The organism is Candidatus Streptomyces philanthi (assembly GCF_059553635.1).
In genome coordinates, this window is the sequence record NZ_JCANQV010000006.1 from 37,081 (window position 1) to 59,275 (window position 22,195).

The 22,195-nt window shown below is 72.6% G+C and carries 14 protein-coding genes and 3 pseudogenes; 10 read left to right on the forward strand and 7 right to left on the reverse strand.

The features are described 5' to 3' along the window. Nucleotides 1-111 precede the first annotated feature (111 nt). Complete coding sequence (locus tag AC51EU_RS02005) at nucleotides 112-1,947, reverse strand: hydroxysqualene dehydroxylase (RefSeq protein ID WP_496264842.1); 1,836 nt, start codon at nucleotides 1,945-1,947, stop codon at nucleotides 112-114. Between the two features lie 210 nt (nucleotides 1,948-2,157). On the opposite strand from AC51EU_RS02005, the pseudogene AC51EU_RS02010 reads away from it, so the two are divergent. After that, nucleotides 2,158-2,571, forward strand: a pseudogene (locus AC51EU_RS02010) (dienelactone hydrolase family protein); the annotation flags it as partial. Between the two features lie 464 nt (nucleotides 2,572-3,035). Here the strand turns inward: AC51EU_RS02010 and AC51EU_RS02015 are convergent. Then, a complete protein-coding gene (locus AC51EU_RS02015; RefSeq protein WP_496264843.1) occupies nucleotides 3,036-4,448 on the reverse strand; it encodes an aminopeptidase P family protein in 1,413 nt (470 codons plus the stop codon). A gap of 144 nt (nucleotides 4,449-4,592) precedes the next feature. On the opposite strand from AC51EU_RS02015, the gene AC51EU_RS02020 reads away from it, so the two are divergent. The 4 genes from AC51EU_RS02020 (at nucleotide 4,593) to AC51EU_RS02035 (ending at nucleotide 10,821) form a co-directional block, all read left to right on the forward strand. Then, entirely contained in the window at nucleotides 4,593-5,576 is a 984-nt protein-coding gene (locus tag AC51EU_RS02020; RefSeq protein ID WP_496264844.1) for a helix-turn-helix transcriptional regulator, read from the forward strand. 106 nt (nucleotides 5,577-5,682) lie between these two features. Further along, nucleotides 5,683-8,469 carry a SpoIIE family protein phosphatase gene (locus AC51EU_RS02025; protein ID WP_496264845.1) on the forward strand — a complete coding sequence of 929 codons (2,787 nt, stop codon included), beginning with the start codon at nucleotides 5,683-5,685 and terminating at the stop codon, nucleotides 8,467-8,469. A gap of 346 nt (nucleotides 8,470-8,815) precedes the next feature. Beyond that, the gene (locus AC51EU_RS02030; protein WP_496264846.1) at nucleotides 8,816-9,445 is read left to right on the forward strand and encodes a TetR/AcrR family transcriptional regulator; all 630 of its coding nucleotides are present in this window, start codon (nucleotides 8,816-8,818) and stop codon (nucleotides 9,443-9,445) included. Beyond that, nucleotides 9,442-10,821 carry a carotenoid oxygenase family protein gene (locus tag AC51EU_RS02035; protein WP_496264847.1) on the forward strand — a complete coding sequence of 460 codons (1,380 nt, stop codon included), beginning with the start codon at nucleotides 9,442-9,444 and terminating at the stop codon, nucleotides 10,819-10,821. Before AC51EU_RS02030 ends, AC51EU_RS02035 begins: the two co-directional genes overlap by 4 nt. Nucleotides 10,822-10,917: 96 nt before the next feature. On the opposite strand, the pseudogene AC51EU_RS02040 reads toward AC51EU_RS02035, so the two are convergent. Then, nucleotides 10,918-11,278 (reverse strand): annotated as a pseudogene (locus AC51EU_RS02040) (IS110 family transposase); the annotation flags it as partial. Nucleotides 11,279-11,439: 161 nt separating this feature from the next. Between AC51EU_RS02040 and AC51EU_RS02045 the strand changes: the two are divergent. Continuing rightward, the gene (locus AC51EU_RS02045) at nucleotides 11,440-11,766 is read left to right on the forward strand and encodes a hypothetical protein (RefSeq protein WP_496264848.1); all 327 of its coding nucleotides are present in this window, start codon (nucleotides 11,440-11,442) and stop codon (nucleotides 11,764-11,766) included. 159 nt (nucleotides 11,767-11,925) lie between these two features. Here the strand turns inward: AC51EU_RS02045 and exaC are convergent, their stop codons facing one another. The 3 genes from exaC to AC51EU_RS02060 form a co-directional block, all read right to left on the reverse strand. Continuing rightward, on the reverse strand, nucleotides 11,926-13,449 hold the full coding sequence (gene exaC, locus AC51EU_RS02050) for an acetaldehyde dehydrogenase ExaC (RefSeq protein WP_496264849.1): 1,524 nt from the start codon (nucleotides 13,447-13,449) through the stop codon (nucleotides 11,926-11,928). A gap of 136 nt (nucleotides 13,450-13,585) precedes the next feature. Further along, complete coding sequence (locus AC51EU_RS02055; protein ID WP_496264850.1) at nucleotides 13,586-14,842, reverse strand: GAF domain-containing protein; 1,257 nt, start codon at nucleotides 14,840-14,842, stop codon at nucleotides 13,586-13,588. Nucleotides 14,843-15,004: 162 nt separating this feature from the next. Beyond that, complete coding sequence (locus AC51EU_RS02060) at nucleotides 15,005-16,279, reverse strand: glycoside hydrolase family 18 protein (protein WP_496264851.1); 1,275 nt, start codon at nucleotides 16,277-16,279, stop codon at nucleotides 15,005-15,007. Between the two features lie 340 nt (nucleotides 16,280-16,619). On the opposite strand from AC51EU_RS02060, the gene AC51EU_RS02065 reads away from it, so the two are divergent. Next, on the forward strand, nucleotides 16,620-17,795 hold the full coding sequence (locus AC51EU_RS02065; RefSeq protein ID WP_496264852.1) for an acyl-CoA dehydrogenase family protein: 1,176 nt from the start codon (nucleotides 16,620-16,622) through the stop codon (nucleotides 17,793-17,795). A 518-nt stretch (nucleotides 17,796-18,313) separates the two neighbouring features. On the opposite strand, the gene AC51EU_RS02070 is transcribed toward AC51EU_RS02065, so the two are convergent. Beyond that, nucleotides 18,314-18,727: a hypothetical protein gene (locus AC51EU_RS02070; RefSeq protein ID WP_496264853.1), complete on the reverse strand. Its 414-nt coding sequence runs from the start codon at nucleotides 18,725-18,727 to the stop codon at nucleotides 18,314-18,316. A gap of 210 nt (nucleotides 18,728-18,937) precedes the next feature. On the opposite strand from AC51EU_RS02070, the gene AC51EU_RS02075 reads away from it, so the two are divergent. The 3 genes and pseudogenes from AC51EU_RS02075 to AC51EU_RS02085 all read left to right on the forward strand — a co-directional run. Next, complete coding sequence (locus AC51EU_RS02075) at nucleotides 18,938-19,378, forward strand: Lrp/AsnC family transcriptional regulator (RefSeq protein ID WP_496264854.1); 441 nt, start codon at nucleotides 18,938-18,940, stop codon at nucleotides 19,376-19,378. Between the two features lie 89 nt (nucleotides 19,379-19,467). Beyond that, on the forward strand, nucleotides 19,468-21,108 hold the full coding sequence (locus AC51EU_RS02080) for an amidohydrolase (protein WP_496264855.1): 1,641 nt from the start codon (nucleotides 19,468-19,470) through the stop codon (nucleotides 21,106-21,108). A gap of 499 nt (nucleotides 21,109-21,607) precedes the next feature. Beyond that, nucleotides 21,608-22,195, forward strand: a pseudogene (locus AC51EU_RS02085) (apolipoprotein N-acyltransferase); the annotation flags it as partial.

Sequence of the window (22,195 nt, forward strand, 5' to 3'; positions counted from 1 at the left end):
GTGCGCCACGTCGCGCCGTAGGCGGTGACGCGGCTGTCACCGCCGGCGTGGCATTCTGCGGAATCCGATGCGCCAAGTAGCGGCCCTTCCGGCACGACCCGGTGCCGGGTACTACCCCAGGTCGAAGGTATTCGGCAGCCCCAGCCGATAACGCACCTCGTCGACCCGCTTGAGGGGTTCCATCTCCGGCGGCCGGAACAACTCCCAGACGCGACACCGTTCAGCAGGCGAATGGTCCGCGTCCAGGAGTGCGTTGACGGCGCGTCGCGCGGATTCGTTGGCGCCCTCCATGGTCGCCAGGTCCACATCCGTACGGACGTAGTCGCCCGCGAGGAAGAAGTTCGGCACCGCTGTTCTCGCCGACGGGCGGTGGTAGAGGGTGCCGGCGGGGTGAATGAGGAGTTGTTCGCGGTTCTGCGGGGCGGGGCCGCCGAGGCCCGTCACCGCCGGGTCCATGAACCAGCCGAGCCGGTCCTCGTCCCTGAGCGTCGTCTTGCCGGAGTCGTTCAGTCCGTCCTTCAGCTGGGCCCACAGTTCGGCGACGATCTCGTCCTTGGCGCACTCGCGGGCCGTCTTGCCGTACAGGATGCCGGGCTTGTCCCACTCGGAGATGATCGCGGACAGGCACTCGTGGGCCTGCCCGTCCCCGTAGTCACGCGAAAAGTCCCGCACATCCCAGAACTGCGCCTGGCCGATCGCGGTGACCGCCCACGGCGAGTCGAGGCAGTTGATGTGGCCGTGCACGACGGGGGTGGGCGTGCGCAGGTAGAACATCACGCCGGTCATCCAGTCCGTCTTCAGCGCGTCGCACCGCCCGAGCTGCGGGTCGGCGGCGCGCAGGGCCGGGCCCCAGGTCACGCGCGCGTGCTCGACGGGGAGAGCGGAGACGTAGTGGTCGGCCGTGATGGTGCGTTGCCGGCCGCCGTCGCGCGCCGCCACCCGTACGCCGGTCACCCGGCCGCCGCCGTACTCCACCTCCCGGACCTCGGTGCCGAGCGCGAACTCGACGCCCAGGGAGCGCAGATGCTTCTCCCAGGGGTCGATCCATGCCTCGCTGGTCGGGGCGTTCAGCACCCGGTCGATGTCCGCGTCGCCGTCCATGCCGCGGCCGAGCAGGCCCCACAGGAGGAGGGCCTCGATGATGACGCGGCCGACGGTACGGGTGGAGGCGGTCTCGGCGCGGGTGGCGACGAGGTTACGGGTCTGGCCGATGCCGAGGAGCACCTGGTACTCGCGGCTCATCTCGTCGGCCCGGATGAAGTCCCACCATGTGACCTTCTCCCACTGGCCCTCACGGCGGGCGTCGCAACTGGTGAGGTGGACCAGGAGGCGGCCCGCGTAGTAGGCGGCCTCGGTGGCGGGCAGGTGAGTGGCGAGGTCCAGCACCGACAGGATCTGGTCGCGGATCCAGGACGGGGTGAGGTCCCCGGGGGCGGGCGGGGTGGTGACCCGTCGCAACGGGAAGTGCAGGTCCGGGCGGCCCGAGCCGCGCGCGAACAACGCCTCCGTGCCGCTGCGGAGGTTGCCGTGGACGCCGTCCGCGTTGCCGGGGAAGGGGATACGGCGCAGGGTGTCCGGAAGATTCCGGTAGAAGCCGGGGAAGAAGCGGAAGCCGTGCTCGCCGGGAAGCGGTTTGCGGCCGCCCGTTCCGCTCCCGGGGACATCCATCGAGCGGGCCTTGCCGCCGACGGCGTCGTAGTACTCGTAGACCGTGACCCGGTAGCCGCGTTCGGCGAGTTCGTGGGCGGCGCTGAGTCCGGAGACCCCACCGCCGAGGACGGCGACGCGCTTGCCGGAGGGGGCCGCGTCCGCGCTGCCGGCAACCCCGGGGACGCCGAGCGCTCCCGCGCCGACGACCCCGGCGACCGCCCTCCCGGTCGCCATCAGGAAGCGCCTGCGGCTGTGGCCGTCGCGCCCCTGGGACTGCTGCGCATGTTCTGTCGTCATGGGCACCGGAGGATAGGGAGGGGCGCCGGAAGCCGGAAGCCGAACTCCCCTCACTCACGGCATCCTCACAACCACGGGGGAGGGACCGGTGCCGGGCGCTGTGTGCCGGGAGGCGCCGATGCCTTGGGACGTGGTGGCGTACCCGCGCGCTGTTCTGCCGGCGGCGAACCCCGGCCCGACCGGACTCGACGATCACTACGGTCCCGTCGCATGACGACGATTACCACGTGCACGGTCCGGTACCCGGCCGACGGTCTGACGATGATCGGGCACCTCGCGCTCCCGGCCGGTACCGGTCGCCGACCCGCGGTGCTGCTTGGACCAGAGGGCACGGGGCTCAGCGACGTCGAGCGCCGCCGGGCCGACACCCTCGCCGAACTGGGCTACGTGGCGCTTGCCTTCGACATCCACGGCGGACGCTATGTGGACGACCCCGAGGAGATGCTGGCCCGTTGCATGCCGCTGCTCGCCGACCCCGACCGGATGCGGGGCATCGGCCATGCGGCGCTCGATGTGCTGCGCGCCGAACCGCGGACCGATCCCGACCGGATCGCCGCCGTCGGCTACGGCACCGGGGGCGCCATCGTGCTGGAACTCGGGCGCGACGGCGTCGATCTGCTCGCCGAGTGCCTGCCCGTGACGGAGTGATCTGGCCGGTCCAAGCCCGGGCACCCGCCGACCGCCGCGATGCCTGGGCTCCACTGCCACGGCGGGCGGGGACGGCCGCGGCTCGCCAGTGAGCCACTTCGGCCGATGGGCTCGCCCGCCATGTCCCTCCGCACTGCCTGTCCGATGGCCCCGAGTGCCCCGCTGCCACCCCACCCTCCCCCCGGCCCGGGCCCGCGCGATGCGGGTGAACCACACCTGCGGACGCGGCGGCGCCCTGGCCACCCGTCCGCTCACGACGTCCACGCCGCGAAGGTGTTCGGCCGCTGTGAGAAGACCACCGGCACCGGCCCGTTCATGAACCCGGCGGCGGAGCCGACCGGCTCGTCCGCTCGCTCTTGTGTGAGGTCGGGGGCTCGCGGGTCACGCGAGGGCAGGCCGGCCGGGCGGCGGGCCTGCCCTCGGCCCGGTTATCGGTGCGCTCAGCCCGCGACCCGGGCCATCCACGCCTCGACCTCGTCCGCGGACCGCGGCAGGCCCGCCGACAGGTTCTCGTGGCCGTCGGCGGTGACGAGCAGGTCGTCCTCGATGCGTACGCCGATGCCGCGCCACTCCTGGGGCACGATCAGGTCGTCCGGCTGGAAGTAGAGGCCGGGCTCGACGGTGAGCACCATGCCCGGCTCCAGTACGCCGTCGACGTACTCCTCGGTCCGGGCCTGCGCGCAGTCGTGGACGTCCAGGCCGAGCATGTGGCCGGTACCGGCCATCGTGAAACGGCGCTGGAGGCCCAGCTCGTACGCGCGGTCGGCAGGTCCCTCGATGAAGCCCCACTCGACCAGCCGCGCTGCCAGACAACGCTGGGCCGCCTCATGGAAGTCGCGGTACGCGGCACCCGGCTTGACGGCCGCCATGCCCGCCTCCTGGGCCTCGTACACCGCGTCGTAGACCCTGCGCTGGACAGGGGAGAAGGTGCCGCTGATCGGCAGGGTGCGCGTCACGTCGGCCGTGTACAGGGTGCGCGACTCCACGCCCGCGTCGAGCAGGAGCAGCTCCCCGGGGCGCACCGGTCCGTCATTGTCGGTCCAGTGCATGATCGTGGCGTGCTCGCCCGCGGCGCAGATCGTGCCGTAGCCCACGGCGTTGCCCTCAAGGCGGGCGCGGCGGAAGAAGGTGCCCTCGATCCACCGCTCGGACGACGCGACCGCCCGCGACAGTTCACCGACGACATCCGTGAATCCGCGCACCGTGGAGTCCACGGCCGAGCGGATCTCCTTGATCTCCCACGCGTCCTTCACGGTGCGCAGATCGCTGAGGGCCTCTTCCAGCTCCGCGTCGCGCTCCGCCTCGGTGGCGACGGCGGCCTCCAGGGACGGGTCGATTCCGCGGACGATGCGGGTCGGGGTGCCGGAGACGGCCGCCAGTTCGGCGACCGCCGTGCGGACGTCCCGGCACGGCAGGCCGAGCACGCGCTCCGCCTCGGCGAGGGAGCGGCGGCGGCCCATCCACAGCTCCGCCGTGTATCCGATCCAGAACTCGTTGTTGTCCCTGCTGTCCCGCGGGAGTTGGTAGCAGGAGGCGTCGTGACCGCCGTCCGCACGGGGTTCGAGGACGAGGGCACCGTCCCGGGCCTGGTCGCCGGTCATGTGCACATAGCCCGAGTACGGCCGGAACGGGTAGCTGTCGTCGTTCGAACGGACCTTGAGGTTGCCCGAAGGGATCACGAGCCGTTCACCGGGGAAGCGCGCGGAGAGCGCGGCCCGGCGCGCGGCCGCGTACGGAGCCTGCTCGTCGAGCGTCAGTCCGCGCCTCTCGGTGTCCGCCCAACCTGTCCGCATCAACGCGGACAGTTCCTCGGAGATCCCTGAGTACGCACCGTTCTTGCGGCGTTCTGCCACTGCGTCCGCCTTCCTGGGAGTCGGGTGCCGCCATGTGCCGGCGGCCCGGCGACGTTATCCCGCGATGTGCGCGTACGGCGCCCAGTGGTGCCACTGGCACAGACCGGCCACGTCCGGCCGACCGGACTGTCGATAATGCGGCTCATGACGCACGCGCATCTCGGCGAGGCACTGCGGCTCCTGGGCATCGGTCAGGAGGCGGCCCGGGTCTATCTCATCCTGCTGCGGCTGGCCCCCGCGCCGCTGCGCGAGATCGCCGCCGCGGCCGGGCTGGACGGTCCCGGACTGGCCACGGCGTACGGCGAGCTCGTCGACGCCGGGCTGGCCGGTGCCGCCGAGAGGGACGAGGACGTGGTGGCGCCGGTGGCTCCGGCGGCCGGCCTTGAGGTCCTCGCGCGGCGTCGTGTGGCCGAGGTCGAGAAATCCCGCATCGCGGTCGCGGGCGCCTTCGACGCGATCCGGCGCCGGCGGCTCGCGGCCCACGGCGACCACCTCGTCGAGATCGTCACCGGCGACGCCATCGGGCCCAGGTTGCGTCAGGCCTGGGACAGCGCCCGTCACCAGATCCGGCAGTTCGAGTCGCCCCCCTACTTCCCTGTGGCCAGTGCCACCGACGACGCACTGGCCACGCTGGCCCGCGGGGTCACGCAACGCGTCGTGTACTCCCGCGAGTCGCTGGAACGCCCCGACCACCTGGCACACGTCATCGAACCGTGCGTCAACGCCGGTGAACAGGCCAGAGTGCTGCCGTCCGTCCCCGTCAAACTCCTGATCATCGACGAGGCGTACGCGCTGGTGTCCCTGTCGATCAAAGAGGCCGACGTGCACAACACCATGCTGGTCGTCCAGCCGTGCGGTCTGCTCTCCGCGCTCATCGCACTGTTCGAACAGTCGTGGCAGCACGCTCTGCCCCTCCACGGCGACACGACCCGCCCCGGCGGTCTGCACCCCGCCGACCGCCGTCTGCTGTGGCTCCTGGCCGGCGGCGCGAGCGACGACGCCATCGCTCGCGAACTGGGAATCAGCCGCCGTACGCTCTTCCGCCGCCTCCAGGTCCTGATGGCCCGGCTGGGCGCCGCGAACCGCTTCCAGCTGGCGCTGCAGGCCCAGCGCCACGGATGGTTGTGACCGTCGGCCCCGGCCCCGGCCCACACCGACCCTGCCCGGCCACTTGAGACGCGGACCCCGGCCGTACAGCGTGCAAGCTGCCACCCTCCAATTGAGAATTGAAAACATGGATATACTGTCCCGTTTCCGACACTGGCCTACGCGGAGCGCTCGGTCCGGGGACGAGCGGGAAGCTTCGCGCCGTTCGCGGGGGCAGTGCTTGCGCTCGCTGCTGCGCGCGCGGAGTGTCGCGGGCCAGGTGTTCCTCCTGCAACTGGTGGTGGTGGCGATCATGGTCGCCGCGGCGCTGGGGGCACTGGTGCTCCAGGCCAGGCGTCAAGGCACGGAGGCGGCCCGCAACGAGGTGCTGGCCGCCGGCGAGGCGTTCGCCAACTCTCCGGGGATCGTGAAGGCGCTGGACGGCCCTGATCCCACCGCGGTGCTCCAGCCGCTCACCCAGAGGGCGGAGCAGCGGTCCAACCTCGACAACATGGTCGTGGCCACGACAAACGGCATCCGTCTCACCCACCGTGACCCGCATCTGATCGGGAAGCGCTATGTCGGCCCGTACAAGGAGGCCGTGCGGGGCAAGGCCTTCACACATATCGTCGTGGACCCTCTGGGGCTGGCCGTGTACGCGGCGGTCCCCGTGTTCCGGCCCGACGGCTCGGTCGCCGGCATCGTCACCCCCGAGATCACGGTCAAGAGCGTGAACAAGACGGTGGAGCAGCAGCTGCCCATGCTCCTCGGCGGCGCCGGAGGCGCCCTCCTGCTGGCCGGCGGCGGCTCCGCCTTGGTGAGCGCGCGGCTGCGGCGCCAGACCCGGGGCCTCGACCCCACCGAGATGACCCGGATGTACGAGCACCATGACGCGGTGCTGCACGCGGTCCGGGAGGGCGTGCTGATCATCGCGGGGGACGGGCGGCTGCTGCTGGCCAACGACGAGGCGAGACGGCTGCTGGACCTGCCCGCGGACGCGGAGCAGCGCCCCGTCACCGACCTCGGCCTGGCGCCGGACATCGCCGGGCTGCTGGCCTCCGGGCGGACGGCCACCGACGAGGTCCACCTCGCGGAGGACCGGCTGCTTGCCGTCAACCTGCGGCCCGTGGGCCATGCGGGCCAGGCGGGCAGCGTGGCAACGCTGCGTGACACCACCGAGCTGCGCGCCGTGACGAGCCGGGCGGAGGTGGCGCGGGCGCGTCTGAGGCTGCTGTACGACGCCGGGGTCCGGATCGGTACCACGCTGGACGTGGTACGAACCGCCGAGGAACTGGCCGAAGTGGCCGTCCCCCGGTTCGCCGACTTCGTCACCGTCGAGCTGCGGGACCCCGTCCTGCGAGGGGAGGAGCCGGAGGGCACGAGCACCGAAATGCGCCGCACCGCCGTCCGCGGCATCCGCGCCGACCAGCCCCTCTTCCCGGTCGGCGAGCTGATCCGGTTCATCCCCGCCAACCCCGTGGTCGCCGGTCTGGCAACAGGCCGTTCGGTGCTCGAACCCGACCTGGCGGCCTCCGACGGCTGGCGTGCCCAGGACCCGGAACGCGCCCGGACGATCCTGGAATACGGCGTCCACTCCCTGATCTCGGCACCGCTGCGGGCGCGCGGAATCGTGCTGGGGACGGCCAACTTCTGGCGCTCGGAGAACCAGCCCTTCGACGAGGACGACCTGTCCTTCGCCGAGGAACTGGCCGCCCGCGCGGCCGTGTGCATCGACAACGCCCGCCGCTACACCCGTGAGCACGCGATGGCCGTCACCTTGCAGCGCAGCCTGCTGCCCCGCGAGCTGCCCGAGCAATCCGCCGTCGAGGTCGCGTACCGCTATCTGCCGGCCCAGGCCGGGGTGGGCGGCGACTGGTTCGACGTCATCCCGCTGTCCGGGGCCCGGGTGGCCCTGGTGGTCGGCGACGTCGTCGGCCACGGCCTGCACGCCTCCGCCACCATGGGTCGTCTGCGCACCGCCATCCACAACTTCTCCGCGCTCGACCTGTCGCCCGACGAACTCCTCGGTCACCTCGACGAGCTCGTCGCCCGCATCGACCAGGAGTACACCGCCGAAGGCAACGGCGCCCCCGTCACCGGCGCCACCTGCCTGTATGCGATCTACGACCCGGTCTCCGGCAGGTGTGCCGTGGCCCGGGCCGGCCATCCGGGCCCTGCCCTCGTCCACCTCGACGGCACCGTCACCTTCCCCGACGTCCCCGTCTCCCCGCCCCTCGGCCTCAACACCGGCCTGCCGGTCGAGAGCGCGGAACTGCACCTGCCCGCCGGCACCCGGCTCGCCCTCTTCACCGACGGACTCGTCGAAAGCCGCGACCGCGACCTCGACACCGGCCTCGGACTCCTGCGTGAGGCCCTCGCCCATCCGGACCACTCACCGGAACAGACCTGCCGGACGGTGATCGATGCCCTGCTGCCCGCCCGCCCCGACGACGACATCGTCCTTCTGGTGGCCCGCACCCGCATGCTGGACCCCGAGCAGGTCGCCGAGTGGGACGTGACGGGCGGCCCCACAGCCGTGGCCCCCCTCCGCGCCGCCTGCGCCCGCCGGCTGGAGACCTGGGGCCTGGACGAGGCCGTCTTCACCACCGAACTGATCGTCAGCGAGTTGGTCACCAACGCCATCCGCTACGGCGCAGCCCCCGTCCGGCTCCGCCTCCTGCACGACCGCAACACCCTGATCTGCGAGGTCTCCGACGGCAGCAGCACCTCCCCGCACCTGCGACGGGCAGCCACCACGGACGAGGGCGGACGCGGCCTGTTCCTCATCGCCCAGCTCGCCCAGTCCTGGGGCACCCGGTACACCGCCCGCGGCAAGGTCATCTGGGCCGAACAATCACTGCACGACGGCGCAACCGGGCCCGGCCACGCCATGGGTGACGATCTTCTGGGCCCATGGGACGACGAGGGGCTGTGACGGGTGCTGCGAAGGTGGTGAGGGTGGATCAACAGCTCGTGCGGAAGTCTTGACTGGTACACCGGACGCCTGGAGCCGGGCTACAGCCGCCGCGACCCCGCCTCCGCCGGCGCCTACTTCGCGGAAGCCGGTCTGCGCGGCTCCTTCTGGGGACTGCCGGACCGAGGCCGGACGCCTCCGTTCCGAGACGCCGGGCGTGTGGGCCTCCGGTGAACGCCCCGTACGCCTTGGCCTGCTCGCCGGTCGGAAACCCCACCGGCACGACCACGACCTGCCTACCTCACCTATTCGTACCCGATCCCCTATGGGGCTGGTAACAACGTTACCCATCGAATACGGTGTTACCGTGAACACGCCTTACCAGGACGCTCAACGCGCCGGCCAAGCAGCCGTGCGCACCACGATCCTTGACCACGCCATAGACCTGCTGGTCGCCGAGGGACCGGCCGCGCTGACGATGCGGCGGATCGCCACGGGGATCGGCGCTTCGACCAAGGTCCTGTACACCATGTTCGGTGGCAAGGAAGGGCTGGTTGACGCGCTCTACCGGGAGGGCTTCGCCCGCCTGCGGGCGGCGCAGCAGCAAGTCGCCGGTGCGGAGGACCCGTTGGTCCGGCTGACCGACCTCGCGACCGCCTACCGTGCACACGCACTGGCCGAACCGGCCTACTACCGGCTGATGTTCGAGCAGGCGGTGCCCGGCTACCGGCCGAGTGCCGAGGCCCTGGGCGCGGCCGAGAGTGCCTTCGACGCCTCCGTGGCAGCCGTTCAGGCATGCGTCGACTCCGGCGTGTTCGGGCCGGGAGACGCGCACGAGATCTCAAAGCTCTTCTGGGCGGCGGCGCATGGGGCGGTGAGCCTGGAGATCGCCGGTCATTTCCCGCCGGAGGTCGCGGCCCGCCGCTTCGACACACTCATGGCGGCGGTGGGACAGGCTTTCCTCGCCGACGAGCAGGGACAGGGACAGACGTCATGAAGATCAACCGCTATCTGTCGGGGAGTTTCGCGCCGGTCACCGAAGAGGTCACCGCGTTCGATCTGCCGGTCACCGGCCGGATACCCGCCCACCTCAACGGCCGCTATCTGCGCATCGGCCCCAACCCGCTCGGCATCGAGGACCCCGCCGCCCACATCTGGACACTCGGCGACGGCATGGTGCACGGCGTCCGCATCCGCGACGGCCGGGCCGAGTGGTACCGCAACCGCTGGGTGCGCTCCTCCTCCGTCGCCGACCGGCTGGGGGAACCGCGGCGCGGAAAGCCCGTCGACGAGCGGCTGGACATGGCGCCGAACGTGCAGGTCGCGGGGCTCGCCGGCCGCACGTTCGCCCTGATCGAGGGCGGGATACGCCCGTACGAGCTCAGCTATGACCTCGACACGGTGGGCCCCTGCGCTCTCGGAGCAACCCCCGAGGGCTACAGCGCCAACGCCCATTCCCTCTTCGACCCGCACACCCGGGAACTGCACTCGCTCGCCTTTCTCTACGGCTCGCAGCATGTCCAGCACATCGTGATGAACGAGTCCGGCACGGTCGTGCGGACCACACTGATCGATGCGCCCGGTAATCCCTACATGCACGACTTCGCCCTGACCGAGCACCATGTGATCCTCTTCGACGCCCCCGTGGTGTTCAGCGCCGCGCAGCTGCCGACCGGGGTCCCCTTCCTCTGGGACGCTTCCCACCAGGCGCGGGTGGGTGTGATGCCGCGCACGGGCGGTGAGGTGCGCTGGTTCGAGGTCGCACCCAGTCTGGTGGGGCATACGCTCAACGCCTACGAGGACGGCACGGACATCGTCATCGACATCGTCCGGCACCCGGAGGGCTTCAACATCAAGGACTTCGGCACCAGCCGTCCCACTCTGGACCGCTGGCGCATCGACCTGACCGCCGGAAAGGTCCGGGAGGACCGGCTCGACGACCGTATTCAGGAGTTTCCCCGGGTCAACTCCCTTTGTGTCGCACGTCCTCACCGATACGGGTACTCGGCCGCGGTCGAGCTCTACGCGCCGCCCACCGGTCCCGGGGACCCGCGGCCGAACGAGGGGTTCAGCAGCGCGCTGCTCAAGCACGACCTGGTACGCGGTACGACGGAGGCGCATGAGTTCGGCCGGTTCGGGGCCGTGGGCGAGGGCGTGTTCGTCCCCGCGGAGTCGCCCGTCGCCGAGGACGACGGATATGTCATGGCCTATGTGCACGACCCCGAGCGCGGGGCGGCGGATCTGGTGATCCTGTCGGCCCAGGACTTCACGGGCGAGCCGGTCGCCCGTGTCCACCTTCCCGTACGGATCCCTCTCGGCCTCCACGGCAACTGGGTTCCGGGGGACCCGTGGGGCGCCCGTCCCCAACCGTGACCCGACGCCCGGCCGAGGGGGAACGGCTGCATCTCGCCCGGATCCCCCCGGCCGCCGAGGGCCCGCTGCCCGGCGGACGAGAAGAACGGGCAGCGCAGGCGGTGCCGTCGCCGACGGTGACCGGCCAGACGGCGGCGGTCCTGACGCCGACGCCGGGCATCGACGTCAGGACCGGGGAAAGAGGGTGGGCCTCCAGAAGCGTGTTGATCCGGGCTTCCATCGCCCGTCGCTGGGTGTGGACGGCGGCCAGGGACGCGGCCAGGGAAGGGATGACGATGTCCAGGGTGCCGGTGCCCGGGACGACGACGGTCTGCTCGTCGAGCGCGTCGAAGACGTCGTCGGTCAGCCGCTGGGCCATGCGCGGGGCTTTCGGGCGGATCAGCTCGACGAGTCTGCGGCGGCCGGCCTTGCGCAGGGCGGCCGGGGAGCTGTGTCGCTCCAGCAGCCAGGGACTTGCCGACGTCCAGGCCGAGGAACACGCCCACGCCTTCGATCTCGAACATCGCGCCCTTTCCAGGATGTTGACGGTGCCGGCCTCGGCTCGGGTGTCGTGCTCGCGCATCCACGTTGTGCAGACCTGCCGCCCGCGAACCGCCCGGCGTCGCGCCGGACGGACGCGTGTTCCGTAACGCGGCCGGAAACCACATCGACGCCGCGGCGTACGGCGTCACCTGGCGCCGAGCGCGCGAGGCAGCGCTCACCCTGGACGAGCTTGCCCTTGAACTGGCTCAGCGTCCCTACGACTTGCGCCACGCCGGCATCTCCTTCTGGCTGGCCTCCGGAGTGGATCCGGCCGAGTGCGCGCGCCGGGCGGGACAGAGCATCCAGGTGCTCTTCCGCTACTGCGCCAAGTTCCTCGCCGAGGCGCGTGAGCACGCGAACCGTCTCATCGAGGACTCCATGCAGCGGTGGGACGGGCATGAGGGGCCACAGAGGTCGTGTTAGCCCGAGCTTGGCCCGGAAATGCCCCGGAACAGCTGGTCAGAGGCGGGACACGGGTGGGAGGAATCGGGAGTGAGGTCATATTTTTGCTTGCGTTCCACGATAGGCGCGGAGAGGGCGCCTGACCGGCGAAAGCCCAGGTCAGGCGCCTTTTCTCAGGCCCTAGAACAGCCCCATCTCCTTTGCCGAATACGACACCAGAAGGTTCTTCGTCTGCTGGTAGTGGTCGAGGACCATTTTGTGGTTCTCGCGGCCGATGCCGGACTGCTTGTAGCCGCCGAAGGCGGCGTGGGCGGGGTAGGCGTGGTAGCAGTTGGTCCAGACGCGGCCGGCCTGGATGGCGCGGCCGGCGCGGTAGGCGGTGGAGCCGTCCCTGGTCCAGACGCCGGCGCCGAGGCCGTAGAGGGTGTCGTTGGCGAGGGTGATCGCGTCGTCGAAGTCGGTGAACGAGGTGACGGCGACGACGGGGCCGAAGATCTCCTCCTGGAAGACGCGCATGGCGTTGTCGCCCTCCAGGATCGTCGGGCGGACGTAGTAGCCGCCCTCCAGTTCGCCGCCCAGTTCGGCGCGGCTGCCGCCGGTGAGGACCTTGGCGCCCTCCTGCCGGCCGATGTCCAGGTAGGAGAGGATCTTCTCCAGCTGGTCGTTGGACGCCTGGGCGCCGAGCATGGTGTCGGTGTCCAGCGGGTGGCCCTGCACGATCTTCTCCGTACGCTCCACCCCGGCCGCCAGGAAGTCGGCGTAGTGGCCGCGCTGGATCAGGGCGCGGGAGGGGCAGGTGCAGACCTCGCCCTGGTTGAGGGCGAAGAGGGTGAAGCCCTCCAGGGCCTTGTCGCGGAAGTCGTCGGCGGCGGAGGAGACGTCGTCGAAGAAGATGTTGGGGCTCTTGCCGCCCAGTTCCAGGGTGACCGGCCGCAGGTGCTCGGACGCGTACTGCATGATCAGGCGTCCGGTCGTGGTCTCGCCGGTGAACGAGATCTTCGCGACCCGGGGGCTGCCGGCGAGCGGTTTGCCGGCCTCCGCGCCGAAGCCGTTGACGATGTTGAGGACGCCGGGCGGCAGCAGGTCCGCGATCAGGCCCATCAGGAAGTGCACCGAGGCGGGTGTCTGCTCGGCCGGCTTGAGGACCACGGTGTTGCCGGCGGCCAGCGCCGGGGCGACCTTCCAGGCCGCCATGAGGATCGGGAAGTTCCACGGGATGATCTGCGCGACGACGCCGAGCGGCTCGTGGAAGTGGTACGCGACGGTGTCCTCGTCGAGCTCCGACAGGCTGCCCTCCTGCGCGCGTACCGCCCCCGCGAAGTAGCGGAAGTGGTCGATGGCCAGGGGGATGTCGGCGGCCAGTGTCTCGCGGACCGGTTTGCCGTTCTCCCAGCTCTCCGCGACCGCCAGCTCCGTCAGGTGCTGCTCCATCCGGTCGGCGATCTTGTTGAGGACGAGCGCGCGGGCGGCCGGCGCGGTGCGGGCCCAGCCGGGCGCGGCCGCGTGCGCGGCGTCCAGCGCGCGCTCCACGTCCTCCGCCGTGCCGCGGGCGACCTCGGTGAACGGCTGCCCGTTGACCGGCGTCGGGTTCTCGAAGTACTGGCCCCGGACGGGCGCGACGAACTCGCCGCCGATCCAGTGGTCGTAGCGCGGCAGGTAGGACATGACGGCATCGGCGGAACCGGGGCTGGCGTAACGGGCCATGGAGCGGTCTCCCAATCGCTGTGCGCGGTGCCCTCCGCTCGCGTGCGAAGGGCGCTGCGCCGCAGGGTAGGGCCGCGGACGTTGCCGGGACGTTGCGCGCGGTCCTTCGGCGTGGCGGCCCCGGGGCGAGCCGTCGTCAGCTCTCCGTCAGGCCGTACGCGGACCGGAGCCGGGCGGCGGTGCGCCGCGCGTCCGCCCCGTCCGCCGAGCGTGGCGGGAGATGGTCCGCCAGCGCCTCCCAGACCTCCAGGTCGTCCTCGCCCCACGGCGACCGCGTCCACTGCCGCAGCAGCGCGGTGTCCCGGCCGGCGAGCACCGCGCGCCGCAGCCGGTCCTCCATCCGGGTGCGCAGACGGCGCACACCGGGGGCCTCGGACCGCGGCAGCAGCGGCCCCCGGTACGCGGCCAGCGCGGCCGGCACCCCGCCGGCGGACAGCTCCTCCTCCGCCAGGGCGAGATCGGTCCCGACCGGGCGCAGGAAACGGTACGGCCGGGAGGCCAGCAGCGGCCCGGTCAGCTGCCGCAGCCGGGAGAGCTCGGCCCGCAGCGTCACCGGACGCACCTCCCGCTCGCCGTACAGCAGAACGGCCAGCTGATCACCCGTCAGTCCCTCGGGGTGGTGGGCCAGCAGGACGGCGATCTCGCTGTGCCGGCGCCCGAGCCGCAGCCGTCTGCCGTCGACGACGAGCAGCGCCTCGTCCCGCCCCAGCGCGCTCAGGCACACCCGCGGGCCGGGAGTCCGGGTGGCGAGATGGGCCTCGGCGGCGCGGGCGGCGGCCTGGACGAGCGCCAGGCTGTGCGGGCTCGCCAGATGGTCGCCGCCGGTGATGTCCACGGCGCCCAGCAGCCGCCCGGTGCGCGGGTCGTGCAGCGGGGCCGCGGCGCAGGTCCAGCGCTGCACCTGCCGGTTGTAGTGCTCGGCGGCGAAGATCTGTACGGGGTGGTCGGCGGCGAGCGCGGTCCCCGGGGCGTTGGTGCCCGCGTGCCGCTCGTCCCAGCGGGAGCCGGCGACGAAGTTCATCCGCTCCGCGTGGCGCCGCACCCCGGGGTGCCCCTCGACCCACAGCATCCGCCCCTGCGGGTCGCAGACGGCCATCAGGTGCGCGCCGTCCTGGGCGAAGCTGCCCAGCAGTTCGCGCAGGAGAGGCATCGCGCGGGCCAGCGGGTGCCCGTCGCGGTAGCCCCGCAGGGTTTCGCCGTCCAGCTCGATGGGGGCCGCGCCGTCGGCGGCGGCCCGCGCCGCGGCCGAGCGGCGCCAGGACTCGGCGACCACCGGGCGGACCGGCGGGGCCACCGGTCGGCCCGCCAGGAATGCCTCGTGGGCGCGCCGCACCGCCGCCGTCCGCTCCACCGGGTCGGCGCCCGCCTCCAGCGCCAGCCAAGGGTTGACCACGTGCCACCTCTCCGATGCGGCTCCGCTCCGTACGCCGATGGTGCTCACCGGGGGCGAGGCCGTAAACCCCCGCGACGGGGGTGAACAGAGAGGCGAGAGGCGGGAACGGTGCGGGGGCGGGAAGCCGCCGCTTCCCGCCCCCGCACCGCGTGCGTCAGGCGCTTACTTGATCGCCTTGATCAGTTCGCCGTTCGTGGTGTCCCCGCTCAGCTCCCAGAAGAACGTGCCGCCCAGGCCCTGCGCGTCCTTGAAGGCCATCTTCGCGCCGATGGTCTCCGGGGTGTCGTAGCTCCACCACTGGTCACCGCACTTGGCGTACGCGGTGCCGCCCACCTTGCCGGTGGCCGGGCAGCGGGTCTTGAGGACCTTGTAGTCCTCGATGCCCGCCTCGTACGTGCCCGGGGCCGCCCCGGTGGCCGTGCCGCCCGGCGCGTCCTGGGTCACCCCGCTCCAGCCGCGGCCGTAGAAGCCGATGCCCAGCAGCAGCTTGTCCGCCGGCACCCCGAGCGACTTGAGCTTGGTGATGGTGTCGGTGGTGTTGAAGCCGTCCTTCGGGATGCCGTCGTACTTGGTGAGCGGGGAGTGCGGTGCCGTCGGGCCCTTGGCGTCCCACGCGCCGAAGTAGTCGTACGTCATCGGGTTGTACCAGTCGACGTACTGGGCCGCGGTCTTGTAGTCGGCCTTGTCGAGCTTGCCGCCGGCCGAGGCGTCCGCACTGATCGCCGCGGTGACCAGCTTGTCCTTGCCGAACTTCTCGCGGACCGCCTTCAGCAGGTTGGCCAGGGAGTCCTTGCCGCTGGTGTCGCAGGTCAGACCGCAGTCGTTGGGGTACTCCCAGTCGATGTCGATGCCGTCGAAGACATCGGCCCAGCGCTTGTCGTTGACGAGGTCGTAGCAGGACTGCGCGAACGCGGCCGGGTTCTTGGCGGCCTCGCCGAAGCCGCCGGACCAGGTCCAACCACCGAAGGACCACAGGACCTTGAGGTCCGGGTGCAGCTTCTTCAGCTTGCGCAGCTGGTTGAAGCTGCCGCGCAGCGCGCCGTCGTCCCAGGTGTCCGCCTTGCCGTCGACGCTCTGGTCGGCGGTGTACGCCTTGTCGTAGTCGGCGTACGCGTCGCCGATCGCGCAGCGGCCGCCCTGGACGTTGCCGAAGGCGTAGTTGATGTGGGTGAGCTTGTCCGCGGAACCGGAGGTCTCGATGTTCTTCACGTGGTAATTGCGGCCGTAGACACCCCAGTTGGTGAAGTATCCGACGACCTTTCCGCCCGCGGCCTCGGGCTGCGCGGCGGTGGTGTCCTTGCCCGCGGCGGCGGGGGCGCCGTTCTGGGCGGCGACGGCCGGCCCGGCGAGCAGGGTGCCGGCCAGCGCCGTCGTACACAGGGCGGTGGCGGCGGCGAACAGCGTCCGCGAGGAACGCTGACGGTGCGGTCTGCGCATGGTGTCTCCTCGGAGGGGGGAACGAGGGGTTGAGCCTGACCGGGGTCCGAACGGGGCGTCGCCCGCCGGACGTTGGGGGAGAAGCTAGATGGACTAGACCAGTGCGTCAATGGTTCGGACCATTTTGATGGCCGGAACCCCTGGGGTCGGGCGCATGAACCGGCGAAGATCACCTGGTGACGCGGGCCCTTTGATCGGGCATACTCCTAGCGCCAGAGCCGCAGGTCACCGCCGTCCGCGACCCGGAAGGCGCGCATCGAGCGGCACCAAGCACCACGGCGCCGCCGCCGAAACCCCGCGCGGGCGTCGCCACGGCGCCCTACAGGGATGGAGAGCCGCCATGACCGAGTACGGCCCCCGGCCGGTGGACCGCAGGCTGCCCACGGAGGAGGCCCGCGACCTGCTGACGCTCGTCCGCGACCTGGCCGAGCGCGAGATCCGGCCGACCGCCGCCGAGGAGGAGGACGCCGGGCACTTCCCCCGCGACACCTTCCGGCTGCTGTCCGAGTCCGGACTGCTCTCCCTCCCGTACCCGGAGGAGTTCGGCGGCGGCGCCCAGCCCTACGAGGTCTACCTCCAGATCCTCGAAGAACTCGCGGCCGTCCGCCTCACCGTCGGCCTCGGCGTCAGCGTCCACACCCTCGCCTGCCACGCGCTCGCCGGGTTCGGCAGCAAGGAACAGCGCGCCGAACACCTTCCGGCCATGCTCGGCGGCGGCCTCCTCGGCGCCTACTGCCTCTCCGAGCCCGCGGCGGGCTCCGACGCCGCCTCCCTGACCACCCGCGCCACCCGCGAGGACGACGGCTGGCGGCTGGACGGCACCAAGGCATGGATCACCCACGGCGGCGTCGCCGACTTCTACACGGTGCTGGCCCGCACCGGCGGCAGCGGGGCCCGCGGCATCTCCGCCTTCCTGGTACCCGGCGACGCCGAAGGACTCGGCTTCGCCCCGCCCGAGCGCAAGATGGGCCTGAAGGGCTCGCCCACCGCGCAGCTGCACTTCGACGGCGTCCGCGTCCCCGACTCCCGCCGCATCGGCGACGAGGGCCAGGGGTTCACCATCGCCCTCGCGGCCCTGGACTCCGGGCGCCTGGGCATCGCCGCGTGCGCCGTCGGTATCGCCCAGGCGGCCCTCGACGAGGCCCTCGGCTACGCCGCCGAGCGCCGCCAGTTCGGCCGCCCGATCGCCGACTTCCAGGGCCTGCGGTTCCTGCTGGCCGACATGGCGACGCAGGTGGAGGCCGGACGGGCGCTCTACCTCTCCGCCGCCCGGCGGCGCGACGAGGGCCTGCCGTTCGCCAAGGAGGCGGCGATGGCCAAGCTCTTCTGCACGGACGCGGCGATGCGGGTGACCACGGACGCCGTCCAGATCCTGGGCGGCTACGGCTACACCACCGACTTCCCCGTCGAGCGCCTGATGCGCGAGGCCAAGGTCCTCCAGATCGTCGAGGGCACCAACCAGATCCAGCGGATGGTCATCGCCCGCCACCTGGCGGGGCCCGAAACACGGTCCTGAGCGCCCTGGGGAGCGGGGGAGAGGCGTCCGGTCGTCCCGGTACGGGGTTCCCGTGCCGGGCGCTTCCGTGGGGACGCAGCCCGGCGGCCGGGGGCGCTGCCGGGTGGTCCGTACGGAGGGGGCGGACGCGGTGGGGTGATGCCCGGTCAGGAGGGCCCGGACGGTGGGGGAGCGGCGGTTGCGGCTCGACGTGCCGGTGAGGGCCGCTCGGCCGGGAAGCGCGCGGCCGGTCGCTTCGCGCGGAAGAACGCGGAAGAACGAGGGGACGGCTGGGGAACCCGGGTCCCTGTGGTGGGCAGGGGCCGGGCCGCGCCGGTCGTGAACGGTGCGGTGGCGGAGGCGGATCGCGGTCCTGGAAGGGCCGTCGCCTCGCGCGGGGCAGTGGCGCGTGTCATGGCGCCGTGGGGAGGAGGGCCGTCTCCACGGCGCCGCCGCGGTCGGTCCCACTCCGAGGGCGGGCGCCCCTGCGCGGGGCCGTCCCGCCGGGCCGGAGCCGGACGGCGCGGTGGGCGCGGGGCTCAGACCCCGCGGCGTATCCGCGGGGTCTGGACCGGGATCGTGCCCGGCCCGCCGATGTGCGAGAACGGCTGCCGGCGCCAGTCCAGGCCCTCGGGCAGCGTGAGCAGCAGCCCCGCGTCCTGCTCCTGGGCCTCCCGGGTGTCCTCGGTGGCCGGTGCCTCGGACGCCGGGCGGCCCGAGCCCCGGCACACCGTCAGGACGAACGGGTTCCACGGCGAGGGGCACAGGGCGTGCTCCGGGAGCGTGTCCTCGTCGGCGAGCAGCGCGATCGGCTGCGCGCAGTCCGGGCAGACGACCCGGAAGAGTTCCAGTGTGTCGAAGGCGTCCTCCTCGTCGTGGAAGGCGAGGTCGTCGTCCTCCGACGGGCCGTTCGCCTGCGCGGATTCCTGTTCCAGGCGTCGCATGATGTCCATCCCCCTCCGGGTGTGCCCGGTTCGGGCCGCCGCCCTTCTTGCCGGGCGGTCCTGGCCATCAGCAGCATTTCCCTTCATGCCGCGTGCATAATCGCCGTCACCCGGCGCGCACCGGGGCACACGTGTGGCATTGGTCACATGAGCGGCGCAGGGGGCTCCCCGGGGCGGCGCACGCTGGGTCCGGGCGCCGTGGCGCAGTAGGTTGTCCGGGTGGAGGAGTTGGACCGACAAATCGTGGATCTGCTCGTCAAGGACGGGCGGATGAGCTACACCGACCTGGGCAAGGCCACCGGCCTGTCCACCTCGGCGGTGCACCAGCGCGTGCGCCGCCTGGAGCAGCGCGGGGTGATCCGCGGCTATGCCGCCATCGTGGACCCCGAGGCGGTGGGACTGCCGCTGACCGCCTTCATCTCGGTCAAGCCCTTCGACCCCAGCGCGCCCGACGACATCGCCGAACGCCTCGCGGAGGTCCCCGAACTGGAGGCGTGCCACAGCGTCGCGGGCGACGAGAACTACATCCTCAAGGTCCGGGTGGCCGCCCCGCTGGAGCTGGAGCACCTGCTCACCCGCATCCGCAGCCTGGCCGGGGTCTCCACCCGCACCACCGTCGTCCTCTCCACTCCGTACGAGGCCCGGCCGCCGCGGATCTGACCGGCCCGGGGCGCACGCTCCCGGCCACCCGCGCCCCGCCGGGGACCCCGCGCGCCGTCCGGACGCTCCCAGGGGCGAAACTGTCCGGTATGAGCGAGCGCATCCCCGAGCCGACCCGTCCCCGTACCGTCCTGCTGCGCGGCGGTGAGGTGCACAGTCCCGCCGACCCCTTCGCCACCGCCATGGTCGTGGAGGGCGGCAGCATCGCCTGGGTGGGGCAGGAGGGCGCCGCCGACTCGTTCGCCGACGGCGTCGACGAGGTCGTCCACCTCGACGGCGCACTCGTCACCCCGGCGTTCACGGACGCACATGTGCACACGACGTCCACCGGACTCACCCTCACCGGCCTCGACCTGTCCGGCGCCACAGGACTTTCCGACGCCCTCGCCCGCGTCCGGGCCTACGCCGACGCCCGCCCCGCGGACACTGTCCTGCTCGGCCACGGCTGGGACGCCAGCGCCTGGCCCGAGGGCCGCCCCCCGGCCCGCGCCGAACTGGACGCCGCGGCCGGCGGCCGCCCCCTCTACCTCACCCGCGTCGACGTCCACTCCGCGGTCGTCGGCACCGCCCTGCTCGACATCGTCCCCGGCGTCCGCGACCTGCCCGGATTCCACCCCGAGGCCCCGCTGACCGGCGCCGCGCACCACGCCGTGCGCGCGGCGGCGCACGCCACCGTCACCCCCGCCCGCCGCGCCGAGGCGCAGGCCGCCACCCTCGCCCGCGCGGCCTCCGTCGGCATCGGCACCCTCCACGAGTGCGCCGGCCCGGACATCTCCGACGAGGACGACCTCACCGCGCTCCTCGCCCTGGCCGCCGAGGGGCACGGCCCCCGCGTCGTCGGCTACTGGGCCGAACTGATCACATCCGCGAAGGACGCGCGGCGGATCAGCGAGCTCGGCGCGCGGGGCGCCGCCGGCGACCTCTTCGCCGACGGCTCGCTCGGCTCCCACACCGCCCACCTCCACGCCCCCTACGCCGACGCCGGTCACACCGGCACCGCGCACCTCGACGCGGACGCCGTCGCCGCCCATGTGGCCGCCTGCACCGAGGCCGGCCTCCAGGCGGGCTTCCACGCCATCGGCGACGCCGCCCTGACCACCGTCACCGACGGCATCCGCGCTGCCGCCGACCGCGTCGGCCTCGGCCGGGTACGCGCCGCCCGCCACCGCGTCGAGCACGCCGAGATGCTCACCGACGCCACCATCACCGCCTTCGCCGACCTGGCCCTGACCGCCTCCGTGCAGCCCGCTTTCGACGCGGCCTGGGGCGGCCCCGACGGGATGTACGCCACCCGCCTGGGCGCCGAACGGGCCCGCACCCTCAACCCGTACGCCGCCCTCCTCAAGGCCGGTGTCCCGCTCGCACTCGGCTCCGACAGCCCCGTCACCCCCCTCGACCCCTGGGGCACCGTCCGCGCCGCCGTCTTCCACCGCACCCGCGCCCACGGCATCTCCGCCCGCGCCGCGTTCACCGCGCACACCCGCGGCGGCTGGCGCGCCGTCGGCCGCGACGACGCCGGTGTCCTGGTGCCCGGCGCCCCCGCCGACTACGCCGTCTGGCGCACCGGCGACCTGGTCGTCCAGGCCCCTGACGAGCGGGTCGAGCGCTGGTCCACCGACCCCCGCTCCGGCACCCCCGGCCTGCCGGACCTCACCCCCGGCACCGACCTGCCCGTCTGCCTGCGTACCGTCGTCGCCGGACGCACGGTTTTCGCACGGCCGAACGAGTGACATCGGGCGGCGCGCTGCCGCCGGGGCACCGCCCGTGGTGCCTCGCTTCACCTGCGGCGGCGCGCCATGGCCCGGTACGACGCGAAAACGGCACAGAACGGGCGGCTGTTGACAGCGGCCCGTCGGCGGCCGGTAGGTTCGGCCGGGTCCACCACAGGACGTCCGATCGGGAGATCTCCGCCCGTGTCGAACGCAGCTGGGCCACGGGGCGGTGCGCCGAGACCGGTGTACCGCCGCTGGGAGCCAGGTCCAGTGCCCGCGGCTCGGCCCGGCGGAACGATCCGGCCGGTCGGGAGGTGCGACCCGGGTGGGGCCCGGACGCTCAGTAGACAACGGCTCTCGGTCGACCCGCAGCCAGCGGGCCCCAGGTCGGCCCGAAGGGCACCGGGCCCCCATCCCGCACCCCCTCTCGGACCCCGCGCCGCACCACCCCGCCTCCCCGCGCACGGGCGGCCGATGTACCGTCGGCACACCACCGCACCACCAGGAAGGCCGCGACGTGCCCTCGGGCCCCGACACCACCACGACAGCAGCCGGCACCGCGGCCGACCGCCCGGTGCCGCCCGCCCCGGCCGGCGCGCCCGAACGCCCCGGCAGAACCGGGCGCCTGACCGCCCTCGCCCGCCGCGAGGCACCGCGCACCGCGCTCGCCGCGGCCTGCGGAGCCGTCCTCGGCCTCGCCTTCCCGCCGTACGACCTGTGGCCGCTCTCCCTCCTCGGTGTCGCCGCCCTGGCGCTGCTGACCCGGGGACGCACCGCCCGCCAGGGCGCCTGGACGGGCTTCGCGGCCGGACTGCCGTTCTTCCTCGTCCTGCTGAAGTGGCTGCACGTCGTGGGCTGGGACGCGGTGATCGGCCTCTCCGTCCTCCAGGCGCTGTTCACCGCGCTGCTGGGCTCGGGGCTCGCCGTCTCCTCCCGGCTGCCCGGGTGGCCGCTGTGGGGCGCCTGCCTGTGGGTCGCCGAGGAGTGGGCCCGCGACCGGCTGCCGTTCGGCGGATTCCCGTGGGGCAGGCTGGCGTTCGCCAACACCGCCTCGCCGTTCACCCCGCTCGCCGCGCTCGGCGGCGCCCCGCTGGTGACCTTCGCC